General features: G+C 45.6%; 9 protein-coding genes. 5 read left to right on the plus strand and 4 right to left on the minus strand.

Features of this window, described 5'->3' with window-relative positions; all coding sequences use genetic code 11:
• Nucleotides 1-167 precede the first annotated feature (167 nt).
• The 4 genes from TSUB_RS16705 to TSUB_RS16720 all read left to right on the plus strand — a co-directional run bounded on the left by TSUB_RS16705 (nucleotide 168) and on the right by TSUB_RS16720 (nucleotide 4,542).
• Entirely contained in the window at nucleotides 168-437 is a 270-nt protein-coding gene (locus TSUB_RS16705) for a hypothetical protein (protein ID WP_087024208.1), read from the plus strand.
• Nucleotides 438-620: 183 nt separating this feature from the next.
• Nucleotides 621-1,559, plus strand: a complete 939-nt coding sequence (locus tag TSUB_RS16710) for a LysR family transcriptional regulator (RefSeq protein WP_087024206.1) — start codon at nucleotides 621-623, stop codon at nucleotides 1,557-1,559.
• 150 nt (nucleotides 1,560-1,709) lie between these two features.
• Entirely contained in the window at nucleotides 1,710-3,647 is a 1,938-nt protein-coding gene (locus TSUB_RS16715; RefSeq protein WP_087024204.1) for a TonB-dependent receptor domain-containing protein, read from the plus strand.
• 1 nt (nucleotide 3,648) lies between these two features.
• Nucleotides 3,649-4,542, plus strand: coding sequence for an alpha/beta hydrolase (locus TSUB_RS16720; RefSeq protein ID WP_192867869.1), 894 nt, complete (start codon nucleotides 3,649-3,651; stop codon nucleotides 4,540-4,542).
• 227 nt (nucleotides 4,543-4,769) lie between these two features.
• Here TSUB_RS16720 and katG read toward each other — a convergent pair whose 3' ends face one another.
• Nucleotides 4,770-6,956 carry a catalase/peroxidase HPI gene (gene katG, locus TSUB_RS16725; protein WP_087024202.1) on the minus strand — a complete coding sequence of 729 codons (2,187 nt, stop codon included), beginning with the start codon at nucleotides 6,954-6,956 and terminating at the stop codon, nucleotides 4,770-4,772.
• 605 nt (nucleotides 6,957-7,561) lie between these two features.
• On the opposite strand from katG, the gene TSUB_RS16730 reads away from it, so the two are divergent.
• On the plus strand, nucleotides 7,562-8,962 hold the full coding sequence (locus TSUB_RS16730) for a hypothetical protein (RefSeq protein ID WP_159064764.1): 1,401 nt from the start codon (nucleotides 7,562-7,564) through the stop codon (nucleotides 8,960-8,962).
• Between the two features lie 279 nt (nucleotides 8,963-9,241).
• Here the strand turns inward: TSUB_RS16730 and TSUB_RS16735 are convergent, their stop codons facing one another.
• The 3 genes from TSUB_RS16735 to TSUB_RS16745 all read right to left on the minus strand — a co-directional run bounded on the left by TSUB_RS16735 (nucleotide 9,242) and on the right by TSUB_RS16745 (nucleotide 12,673).
• On the minus strand, nucleotides 9,242-9,865 hold the full coding sequence (locus TSUB_RS16735) for a bifunctional 4-hydroxy-2-oxoglutarate aldolase/2-dehydro-3-deoxy-phosphogluconate aldolase (RefSeq protein ID WP_087016530.1): 624 nt from the start codon (nucleotides 9,863-9,865) through the stop codon (nucleotides 9,242-9,244).
• A 10-nt stretch (nucleotides 9,866-9,875) separates the two neighbouring features.
• Nucleotides 9,876-10,811, minus strand: a complete 936-nt coding sequence (gene kdgK / locus TSUB_RS16740) for a 2-dehydro-3-deoxygluconokinase (RefSeq protein ID WP_087016532.1) — start codon at nucleotides 10,809-10,811, stop codon at nucleotides 9,876-9,878.
• 107 nt (nucleotides 10,812-10,918) lie between these two features.
• Complete coding sequence (locus TSUB_RS16745; protein WP_087016534.1) at nucleotides 10,919-12,673, minus strand: sodium:solute symporter family transporter; 1,755 nt, start codon at nucleotides 12,671-12,673, stop codon at nucleotides 10,919-10,921.
• Between the last annotated feature and the right edge of the window lie 213 nt (nucleotides 12,674-12,886).

The following is a 12,886-nucleotide window of genomic DNA, read 5'->3' on the forward strand; positions in this document are numbered from 1 at the left end:
CTGACTTACATCAACTATTGACTTTGGTTTAAAAGGATTCTTTTTTCACAAGTTAATAGATGTGTTTTGTGCGTTGCGTCAGGGTTTTTGGTTCAAAAATACACTTATCATATAAAATGAAGTGCATATTGGTGTTTAGATATGCTGATCACTAAAAGGAGAAAAATATGTCTGATGTGACAATCGTGGGTGGATGGACGCAGTATCGTCCATTGACACCTGAAGATCATGCTGTGTTTGATACCGCCCTTAAGGGGTTTGTTGGTGTAAACTATCAACCTACTGAAGTCTCTAGCCAAGTCGTTGCGGGTATTAACTATCGCTACAAATGTAACGCCTCTCTGCCAGGTCCTGAGATCATGGAGTGGGAAGCGGTGGTAGAGATCTTTAAACCTTTAGAAGGCCAACCTCATATTACTAATATCCATAAGATTTAAAGGGTGGATGTCGTTAAATGGTAAGTATGATTTGCACTTAAGCCGCTCTGAGTATCGAGCGGCTTTTTTGTCGTAAAAAAAGCACCACGCGTGTTGCTAGCAAATGATAGGGGAATAGGGTGTGCTGATGTAAGACTGTTGTGTATTATCAGCGTGGTTAGTCTATGAGGAACCTACCCCTTGATGAACCTTTCACAAATTGATCTAAATTTGCTGTTTGTATTGAAGCATTTGTTAGAAGAGAAACATGTCTCGAATACCGCGATGGCCTTGAATATGAGTCAGTCAGCCGTCAGCAGAGCACTGCAAAAAATGCGGTTATTTTTTGATGATGAATTATTAGTGAGAAAGAAGTATGGCTATGAACTAACACCGAAAGCTGAATCAGTGAAACATGATATCAATACGGTTATTACCAGTTTAGAAGCATTGGCACATAAGCAATCTTTTGAGCCCGAAACCGTGAGTAGTACTGTCAAATTTTATGGTCTTGTCCCCCAAATAAATACGTTAATGCCAAAGGTGATTGCAGAGATTAGAAGACAAGCACCCAACCTGATCGTGAGTATTGATTCTACCCCGAAACGCCATTTTGATGCATTGGTTGATGGCGATGTGCACTTTGCTCTCTCTTCTCATCAGCCTCCAAGCTCAGAGCAAAGTATCTATCGCATGGCTATCGCTAAGCGTAGTTTCCGCCTGTTAATGAGTCGCGAGCACCCGCTAGCAGATAAAGAACTTACCCCAGAAATATTGGTTGATTATGATTTTGGGCAAGTGTCTTTGCAGGGTGAAAAACGCCTCTCCTTCGAGCATAAGTACCAAGAGCTTGGTTTAGCGACGAAAAAGCAATGCTTGTCGGCCCCGGTACAGCTAAACAATTTTAGTTCAGCTGCGAGTATCGCTGCGGAAACAGAAATTGTTTTTCATTTACCGACGCCATTTGCTGAATCTGCTTGCCAAGATCCCCGCTTGATAACAAGAGAAGTGCCGCAAGCACTTCGTTTGGACTTTCAAGAAGTCTACCTGTACTGGCATAAACGCTTTCATGATGACCCCATGTGTGAGTGGGTTAGAGCTTTGTTTAAGCAGCTTTATGTCGGAGAAGACACATTAGCGTAATTGCACGTTTTGGATAGTATCACTCTAACTATGCATTTATCGAATAGTCATTTTCTACAACAGCGATAGTGATTTTCTTGTCAACATCGGTGGAAACAGGTTTAATTGCGAATAATTATCATCTGCAATTGAATGCTAAACTGAACCGTTATGAACACCATTACACACTTAGTACGCTCTCCGCTCTCTTTGATTGTTTCCGCCGTTTTTGCCGCGATTCCAGGTTATGGATTCGCTAATGAAGGTACAGCGAACACAAATGATTCAGAAACCATTGTTGTGACTGCTTCAGGTTATGAACACATCGTGACAGAAGCGCCTGCGACGATCAGCGTGATCACACGTGAAACCCTCGAGAATCGCTCTTACAAAGATCTGACCGATGCGTTAAGAGATATACCGGGTGTTACGGTAACGGGTGGCGGCGATAGTAGAGATATATCAATTCGTGGCATGCCTGCAAAGTACACGGCAATACTTGTGGATGGTCGAAAGCAATCAGGAAGGGAGTTGCAGACAAATGGCAGCACCTTTACAGAGCAAGACTGGCTTCCACCACTTAAAAACATTGAACGCATCGAAATTGTAAGAGGGCCAATGTCGACATTGTACGGCTCTGATGCGTTGGGCGGTGTGATTAACATTATTACCCGTAAAGATTTTCAAGAGTGGCATAGTAGTGTCCGCGCTGAAACAATACTCCAAGAGAACTCAGACTCAGGGAATAGTCATCAGGGGCAAGTTATGCTGGCGGGGCCAATTGTTGATGGTCTATTGAGTGCTTCGTTATCGGGGTTATATCAGGAACGAAAAGAAGATGAGATAGATGGTGGTTACGCGGGTAAAACCTTAGAAAATTATCGCGCTGCTATCCATTTAACCCCAACAATTGATGATACGTTCTCCTTCGAATTTACCCAGCACGAGCAAGAACGTGAAACAACAATGGGAAGTACTGTCTCTCGCGAGTCTCAGGCCGGGGAGCGCCGTTACGATCGCACATCAATGAGCCTTTCACATTCAGGGCATTACAATTGGGGGACAGGAACCTCTTTCGTTTCAACTGAAACAGTGCAGAACCTTGGTGCGAAGAAAGAGGTTGAGAACTTATTGGTAAATACGCAATGGACTCTGCCAGTTGAGGGACACTTTGTGACTTTTGGAGCCTCGTTTGATAGCAAACAGCTTGATGATGATAAGTTGAACCTCACTTCGAAAAATGATCAATGGTCACTGTTTATTGAAGATGAGTGGTCCCTTTCAGATGCCTTTACACTAACAGCAGGCTTGCGATATGACCGAAATGACACCTTTAATGGCCACTTGAGTCCGCGTGTTTATGGTGTGTGGATGATAGACAATGACTGGACATTAAAGGGCGGCGTGTCAACAGGATACCGCGCGCCCAGTCTGACAGAGATGGATAAAGAGTGGGTGCAAGAGAGCTGCCGAGGACGCTGCGGTGTATACGGTAACCCCGACCTTAAACCAGAGTCTTCAGTTAACACTGAGATGGGACTTTATTATGCAGACGTTCATGACTTATCTGCCAATGTGACCGTTTTTTATAGTGATTTTAAAGATAAGATAGAGAATGAGTTTGCCGATCCAGCGTGTACCGATAGACGAAAATGTGACCGTACTTATGTCAACATCAGTGATGCAACGGTATACGGGGTTGAAAGTGCCGTCTCTAAGAGCCTGAGCGAAAACGTCACATTGAGTGCGACATATTCTTATACGCGCAGCGAGAAAAACACCGATGATGATGATAACGGTTTGCCATTAGTACAGGCGCCGCAGTATGTTGCATCCTTGAATGGTAACTGGGCGATGACAGAAACAGTGAACTCATGGGCCCGAGTGAACTATCAAGGTAAAGAGAAAGATAACATCACAAGCACTAGTTCCCGCACATTATCTCCAGCGGTCACATACGTTGATTTAGGCGCGAACTGGCGTATTACCGACGATGTTAAAATTATGGGTGGTATATACAATCTATTTGATAAGCAAACGTCAGAAGAAGAGTTTGGTTATATCGAAGATGGGCGACGCTATTGGCTCGCGATTGAGGCGGCATTCTAAGATGAATCAGGTGATAAAAAAAGCGACTTTGGGTTTATGCGTAACACTACTTTCTTTGTCTTCGGCCAATGCGAATCAGCGCTATCACGTTGAGAAAGACATTGTTTTTAAAACGGTTGGAGAACGAGAAATTAAACTTGATCTATACACGCCACTGGCAGTCAGTGACGCCCCCTATCCGTTGCTTGTCTGGGTACATGGCGGGGCATGGAAGCGGGGAAGTAAAGGGGCGATACCGGAGAAGAACCCACGACTATTAGAGTCGGTCTTGAATGAAGGCTATGCACTGGCGTCAATTGATTATCGGTTAAGTGGTGAAGCGAATTTTCCTGCACCTGTACAAGATATTAATGATGCGTTGAATTTCTTGAATGAGCATGCTGAGAGTTATCATCTTCAAGCCGAAACTTTAGTCATGATGGGACGCTCTGCGGGCGGTCACTTGGCAGGCTTAGTCGGCGCAACAAACTCAGCTTATACCGATGTTAACTTCTACGCGACACCACAATATAAAGTTGCGGCGGTAGTGAGTTTCTTTGGTCCGACCGATTTACTGGCATTGGGTTTTAAAGGCAATCAAGTGGTGAGTGAACGGTCTTCGGTCGCAAGGTTTTTAGGTGGTATCCCTAGTGATATCCCGGAGGTTGCGAAACAGGCGTCAACGACTTCTTATATCAACGCAAATACACCGCCTTATATACAGTTTCACGGGACACTTGATAAACGCGTACCACTCTCTCAAAGTGAAGCGTTAAAGCAACAACTCGATCAGTATCAAGTAGAGAACTTGCTTTTCATTGAAGAAGGGGTAGGGCATAGCGCTCCGGTGTTTGATACTAACAAGTATGTATCACATGTCATACAGTTCCTATCTACACATTATCCGAGTAAATAGGGCGCTTGAAGGTGTCAAAAAAGGGCGTTATGCGCCTTTTTTTGTATATGTTTTTTTCGCAAGAGTATTCGCAGTATCTCGGCATACTTGGGCTGCAAATTGCGGATACTGCAAGTGAGTTAGATAGATCAAAACGATCAGGCCTCAAGTTAAAGTGTTTATTCTTGAGGCCTGTCGCTGCTGCGTTATCGACGTTAGTTAAGCGACTGTGAACCTTTTATCAGGCGCTATTTGATGTCAAACCTGTCAGCGTTCATCACTTTATTCCAGGCTGCAATGAAGTCTTGTATAAACTGCTCCTCTGCATCATCGCAAGCGTACACTTCGGTCAGGGCGCGTAGCTGCGAATTTGACCCAAAGACTAAATCCACTCGGCTTGCCTGCCATTTTTCTTGCCCCGTGTTGCGTTCAATACCTTGATAACGAGATTTTGATATAGGCTTCCATTCAATGTTCATATCGGTCAGATTGACAAAGAAGTCGTTGCTCAACGTGCCAACATTGTCTGTGAGTACACCCAGTGATGAGTTGGCAAAGTTAGCACCAAGTACACGCATACCACCAATAAGTACCGTCATTTCTGGCGCAGTGAGCGTGAGGAGTTGCGCTTTGTCGAGAAGTAACTCTTCAGCGCGCACTGAATATTCGTTCTTTTGGTAGTTTCTAAATCCATCGGCGATGGGCTCTAAGACAGAAAAAGCATCCGCATCGGTGTGCTCTTCGAGCGCATCGACACGTCCTGCGGTAAATGGCACAGTGACATTGTATTTTTGGGCTGCGAGTTCAATCGCGGTATTACCGCCTAGCACAATGAGATCAGCGATAGAAACCTGTCGAGTGGTGACGGTTTGATTAAAGCTAACTTGGATGTCCGCGTAGACGCTGAGTACACGTTGTAATTGTTCTGGCTGGTTTGCCTCCCAATTGCATTGTGGCGAAAGGCGAATACGAGCCCCATTCGCGCCGCCACGATAGTCTGAGCCACGAAAAGTGGAAGCGGAAGACCACGCTGTATAAACAAGTTCTGATACAGATAACCCTGATGCAATGATATCTGCTTTGAGTTTGGCTATGTCGTCTTCATTAAGCGTTTCTGTCGCTGATGAAGGAAGTGGGTCTTGCCAAAGAAGATCTTCGTTCGGTACTTCCTCACCGAGATAACGTGCTTTAGGGCCCATATCACGATGCGTGAGTTTGAACCAAGCTCTTGCAAAGGCGTCAGCGAACTCGTCCGGATTTTGGTGGAATCGTTTAGATATCTCGCCGTAGATAGGATCCATCCGCATGGCCATGTCGGCTGTGGTCATTATGGTCGTGACACGCTTCGATGCGTCATGGGCTTGAGGCGCTTTATGCTCTTCACTCACACCGACGGGCACCCATTGCCATGCACCGGCTGGACTCTTCTCTAAGTCCCAGTCATAGCCGAATAACATGTCAAAGTAGCCGTTATCCCATTGAATTGGGTTTGGTGTCCATGCACCCTCGATACCACTGGTTGTTGTATCATCACCGATCCCAGAGCCGTGGTCGTTTTTCCACCCAAAGCCCATTTCTTCAAGAGCAGCCGCCTCAGGTTCTGGGCCAACAAGGTCTGGATCTCCTGCACCATGTGCTTTACCAAACGTATGTCCACCGGCAACCAGTGCCACTGTCTCTTCATCATTCATGCCCATTCGAGCGAATGTATCGCGAATATCGCGCCCAGATGCCAGTACACTTGGCTGGCCATTCGGCCCTTCAGGGTTAACGTAGATCAAACCCATTTGTACCGCCGCGAGTGGAGCCTCAAGCTCATGGTCACCTGAGTATCTTTGGTCAGCGAGCCATTCGCGTTCCATACCCCAATAGATGTCTTCTTCAGGTTCCCAGATATCTTCACGTCCGCCAGCAAAACCAAAAGTTTTTAAACCCATCGATTCGATTGCGACATTCCCCGTCAAGATGAACAAGTCAGCCCAAGAGAGGCTTTTGCCATATTTTTTCTTAATGGGCCATATGAGTCGGCGCGCTTTATCTAGATTACCGTTATCAGGCCAACTATTGAGCGGCGCGAAACGTTGGTTGCCTGTGTTACCGCCCCCTCGACCATCGGCAGTACGATAAGTCCCCGCGGCATGCCAAGCCATTCGGATCATCAGTGGTCCGTAATGACCATAATCAGCTGGCCACCACGCTTGGGACGTTTTGAGTATGGCTTCAATGTCTTGTTTAACTTCTTTGAGATTAAGGGCGTTAAATGCCGACTTGTAATCAAAGTCGGCCTTCAATGGTGCCGCCTTAGTATCATTTTGATGGAGAATTTTTAGGTTGAGCTGGTTGGGCCACCAGTCTAGGTTTTTGGTCGCTTTCCCGCCTACACGTGTATTTCCACCGTGCATGACAGGACATTTACCCGTTGACTTTCCGTGCATAGTTTATTGCTCCAGTTATTCGTCCGTTAAAAAGACAGCGTTAGATTAGTGTTACTGAGAATAATTATTTTTATTAAAGACAGAATTATCTAATAGACGTTGTTTTCTATTGACTTGGATCAATTGTTTACTCGTGTTCTCAATCTATTTACATTAGTTTACATTCCATAAAATATATAAATACCATCTCTTCAGATGAATTTATTGGTGTGATAAATATCTTTGTGAAAGTGCTTGTGTTTTTGTTTCACTGTTGCAGTTAATCGTTTGGTGTAAATAGATAAGTTTGCCTAATAATAATCGAGGTTGTTTATTGAGCAAGTTGTAACTAATTTATACATTGAGATGAGTAATTAGATCTTGAAAGAGTATTTGTTTTATTTATTGCGGTGTTGCATGTAATCGATTGAACTAAAGTCACGCAAAGAGAAAATATATAACGTAAAGTACGTAAAAAAACAAGCTCAGCTAGATTGTCTAAACTTTTTGAAATTTTCTGACATAATTAGAAACATTTCCCTTTCGTCATTTAGGTCTAAGAGAGTGAGCCTATTGTTATTGTTGTTACGCATTTGTGCATTTATCTATACATTAAGGCAATGGAAATGAATTTTAAAATGTCGCTTTGTGCCAGTGCGATGGCATTAATTCTTGCGGGTTGTAACAGTGGTTCAAGCAGTGATGTGGGTGGCGATGGCGGAGGTGAAGGTTCGGATCGTGTTATCACAGTGATCGATGGGTATTTAGCCAATGCAGAAGTGTGTGTGGATCGCAATGAAAATGCGGTTTGTGATGAAGGTGAGTTTCTCGGGACGACGAATAGCCAAGGCAAATTCACCGTGTCAAAGGCGAATGCTAACTATCCTGTCTTAGTGCGTGTTGTAGCGGGCTCTTCCATTGACCAAGATCGTATTGGCTATGTCACCGAAACGTACACCATGGCGGCAGAAGCAGACTCTGCGGTAGTGACGCCATTTACAACGGTTGCGATGGCTTCAAACCAGACGGTTGAAGCACTAGCCGCTGAGTTAGGGCTCGAGGCCGATCTTGTTAGTGGTGATTACGTTGCGGCAAAAGGCGATGAAGAGAGTGCTGAAGCGGCAGCTGCTGTGCATGCACTTGCGCGCAGTCTCGTTGCAGAGCTACCTGAAAATGCCAATGATTTGGATGGCGACGCGCTGGTGAAAACCGCTGGTGATATCAAAGATGCGATTGATGATCACGTCAACAACGTCGGTTCGGAGAACCTAGATAACATTGATTTTGTTCGTTCAGAAAGCGGTGATTTTGAGGTTGTTGATGTCATTAACGATTTGAAAACCTACTTAGTGGGCGGAAATGAAAGCGCGGAAGATCCGCAAACCGTGTGGAGCATCGCTAACTTCAGCACCTTTTGGGCGAAGAGAGAAGGCGTCTTTGACGTATGGTTAACGGAAGATGCGTTGTATGCTTTAGAAGAGGGTGTTCCAGCGTCGATGACGTACAGCGTAACCGGCAATGTGTTAAGTAAGGGAGAAGGTGAAGAGATAGAGCACGATGAGTTCATCTACACCTCATCGAGCATCGCTTTTGCTGTGCCAGAACAAGGTGACTTGACCCTTTGGACGACGGAAGATCTTCTCGGTGCAAACACCGTATTTGATAACTCATACTTTGCTGAGCAGACTTGGTTTATGGTACTGGATGATGGTCAGACTGAAGAATCCGTGCCGACATTTGCAGAGTTCCGCTTTGGTACTTTTGATGTTGATAACAACACTGGCGACGTGACGCTCGTTGAAGATGGCGAAAATTACCAAACGACATGGTCAATCGCAGATGGCAGTTTGCGTGTTGAGTTTGATGAGGAAGAGGGTGACACACCTTTGATTGTCAGCTTTGCAGCGACTAACGGCAGTTTAACCATTGTACGTAACCATGAGCACACTGAAGACGTCTTCTCATTCATGACGCAAAATGGTGAACTTGCTGCAAACATTCTTAATAAGTGGGTCTCAGCCAAGTAAGCAAATCACTTACCCGAGCGGCGGATTTCAAGTCGCTATCGATTTCAAATAGCTATTGATATCCTCAGGTATATTGCAGCTGCTTGAGTAGAGAAAAAGGCGCTAAGTGCTTACTTAGCGCCTTTTTATAGTCATATATGGACAAAAAAAAGCCCCGCAGAGCGAGGCAGATTTCAAGATCTTCGATTTATGGTCGCCGTCTCTGCGGCTTTTGTGTAGGGCCAAAGGTGATAGCACCTCTGACAGACTATTATCTGTTTTCTTGGCGATTTGTATTGATTAGCGGGTTTTTTCAACAGCGTCTTTAACCAATACTGCTAGCTCATCCCACTTTTGGTTGTCGATAAGATCGCCTGGGACCATCCACGTACCACCACAAGCAAGGACTGCAGGGATTGATAGGTAGTTATCGATGTTTGAAAGTGAAACGCCGCCCGTTGGCATGAACTTCGCTGGATAAACGGCCGTTAGGGCTTTAAGCATGTTTACGCCGCCAGAAGGTTCTGCAGGGAAGAATTTCAATGTATCTAAACCCATCTCCATTGCTTGCTCTACAAGGCTTGGGTTGTTCACACCTGGGATGATTGGCATGTTGCGCTGCTGACAGTACTTCACTGTGGTTGGGTTGAAGCCTGGACTAACGACAAAATCAACACCTGCGTCGATCGCTTCATCGACTTGCTTCGAGTTCAGGATAGTACCCGCGCCAATGAGCATTTCAGGGAACGCTTCACGCATGTTTTTGATAGCTTGCGCAGCAGCAGGGGTACGGAATGTAATTTCTGCACACGGCATGCCGTTTTCAACCAGTACGCGGCCGAGTTCTACGGCATCTTCTGCATTGTTGATTGCGATAACTGGGATAACTTTCAGTGCTTTTAGTTGATCATTTAGCGTTGTCATTAGGTGTTCCTTAAACAGTTGCGTTAGCTGGCATTGCAGAAGTAGGGATGATGGCACCACGGTGCTGAATCACAGTAGAAGCAACAATGTGACCCATATGGGCAGATTGAGGTGCATCGCCACCGGTTAGGCGCTTAGCGAGATAGCCGCCGCTAAATGAGTCGCCAGCAGCCGTGGTATCTACAATCGAATCTGCTTTTAATGCTGGTACAGAAGTGCGTGCTTCGCCTTCAACGACGAGGCAATCGTCTGCGCCACGTTTGATTGCGATCTCTTTTACACCAAGATCTTGAGTGCGGGCAATGCACTGCTCAACATCGGTGTCGCCGTATAGCATTTCTTCGTCATCAAAGGTCAGCAGAGCGATGTCAGTGTGAGCAAGAACAGCTTTGTACGCCGCCATGGCGTCTTCTTTGCTCTCCCAGAGACGAGGGCGATAATTGTTATCAAACATCACTTTGCCGCCCTTCGCTTTAAATTGAGCGAGGAAGCTCATCAACACATCTCGGCCTGTGTCAGTGAGGATTGCAAGGCTAATCCCACTTAGGTATAGCGCATCGTAACCCATGAGCGTTTCGAGTAGTGCTGGGGTTTGTGGCTGTTCAAAGATGTATTTTGCTGCTGCGTCATTGCGCCAGTAGTGGAAACTACGCTCACCCGTGTCGTCGGTCTCTATCATATAAAGACCAGGGTTTTTGTTTTCAATGGTGACGATGTGTTGTGTATCAACGCCTTCTGCATCCCACTTTGCGCGCATTTCATTGCTGAAGGTATCGTTGCCTAGTGCGGTGATGTAAGACGTTGTGATGGTTTTTTCTTGTGTTAAACGTGCAAAATAAACAGCGGTGTTAAGGGTATCACCACCGAAAGAGCGCGTAATTTGATCGCCTTTTTGCTGAAGTTCGATCATGCATTCGCCAAGAATTGCAATTTTGAAGTCTGCCATAATGGTTCTCTCTTTGGCGTCATCGCCATGGAATCAAAGGGTAGATGATAGGTTAGTCTGTCGGAACGAGACAAGGTGCGCGAAAACGCGCACCTTTGGGTTGTGTTTTATGCTGAAACTTTTACTTTCTTAGCGACAGGCTTACGTGCCGCTTGAACAAGCATAATGCCAACACACAATACAATGGTTCCACACAGTACGAACAGACCGCGACCTGATGGGTCATTTGGAATCAGTGCCATTGCGATGATACCGAAGCCCGCTACGCTGATAAGGTTACCTAGCATAGAGCGTTGTGCTGTATCTAGATTGTCTTGGTCTTCACCTTCTGCGATGAGCGGTGTGTTCCAGTTTGTAAATAGCTGTTCAACTTCAGCTTCACGCTCTGCTGGCAGAGGCTTGTAGAACAGACGCGTCATGACGAACCAACCACCGGTAAAGATAACATGTGCGGCTAGGCTTAGGCCAACCACGAGGTCACTCCACTCACGAGACGTTAGCTCTTGGCTTAGGCCTAACAAGCCTTCTACATGATGCGGTGCTAGTGCAATACCGAAGATGTAAGAGACGAAACCACCAACAACCAGCGTTGACCAACCTGACCAGTCAGGCGTCTTACGAATCCACATACCGAGTAGTACAGGAATTAACATTGGGAAGCCAATCAAAGAACCGATGTTGAGTACGATATCGAATAGGCTCAGATGACGCAGTGAGTTAATGAAGAGACCGATTGAGATAATAATCAGACCCATGAATACTGAGGTAATTTTACTCACCAATACAAGCTCATTCTGGCTTGCGTTCTTGCGCAGAATTGGCTGGTAGAAGTTAACGATGAAGATACCTGCGTTACGGTTTAGGCCAGAGTCCATTGAAGACATGGTCGCTGCGAACATCGCTGACATCAGTAGACCTACCATACCTGCTGGCATGACATTTTGAACGAATGCGAGGTAGGCTGCGTCTCCACCCATTGCGGCGTACTCAGTCGCAAACTCAGGCATGAAGGCATTGACGTACCAAGGTGGTAAGAACCAAATGAGTGGACCAATTACCATGAGGATACAAGCAAGACCTGCTGCTTTACGCGCGTTCTCAGAGTCTTTTGCTGCTAGGTAACGGTAAGCATTGATGCTGTTGTTCATCACACCGAACTGCTTCACGAAGATAAATACAACCCAAAGCACGAAGATGCTGATGTAGTTAAGGTTGTTACCGACCATGAAGTCGCCTTGGAAGTTAGCAACAATGTTGCCCAAGCCGCCACCGTGGAAGTAGGCTGCAATGGCACAGGTAATGGTCACCGCCATGATGACGAGCATTTGCATGAAGTCAGAAGCGATAACAGCCCATGAACCACCGGTTACTGCCATTAAGGTCAGCGCCGCACCCGTAAAGATGATGGTGGTTTCCATTGGGATATTGAAAACAGCCGCAACAAAAATAGCAAGACCGTTCAACCAGACACCTGCAGAGATAAGGCTGTCAGGCATACCACCCCAAGTAAAGAACTGCTCTGTTGTCTTACCAAAGCGCATACGGATGGCTTCGATTGCAGTGACGACTCGCAGTTGACGGAACTTAGGCGCAAAGTACAAGTAGTTAAGGAAGTAACCAAATGCGTTTGCTAGGAAAAGGATGACGATGGTGAAACCGTCGGAAAATGCGCGTCCAGCAGCGCCAGTAAACGTCCATGCAGAGAATTGTGTCATAAAGGCGGTTGCACCAACCATCCACCACAACATTTTACCGCCCCCGCGGAAGTAGTCGCTAGTCGAGGTAGTGAATTTGCGGAACATCCAGCCTATCGCAATGAGGAAGCAGAAGTACGCTAATACAACAAAGATATCAATAGTCATAATCGATCTTCTTTTCTTGGTGATTTGAACTGCGAGCATATTACCACTGCTCTAGCGCTATTGTAATACAATATCTTATTTAGTGTGATTTAAATCAATTTGATCAATGGTTCTAAAGGGGCTTAAAATAGGCTTTTGATATTAAAAACAACGATATGACTACCTTCTTGCTCACTAAAACATCACTGTGGTGAATTGTGAGCCGGATCAACA

This window comes from Thaumasiovibrio subtropicus (assembly GCF_019703835.1).
GTDB classification, from domain to species: Bacteria; Pseudomonadota; Gammaproteobacteria; order Enterobacterales; family Vibrionaceae; genus Thaumasiovibrio; species Thaumasiovibrio subtropicus.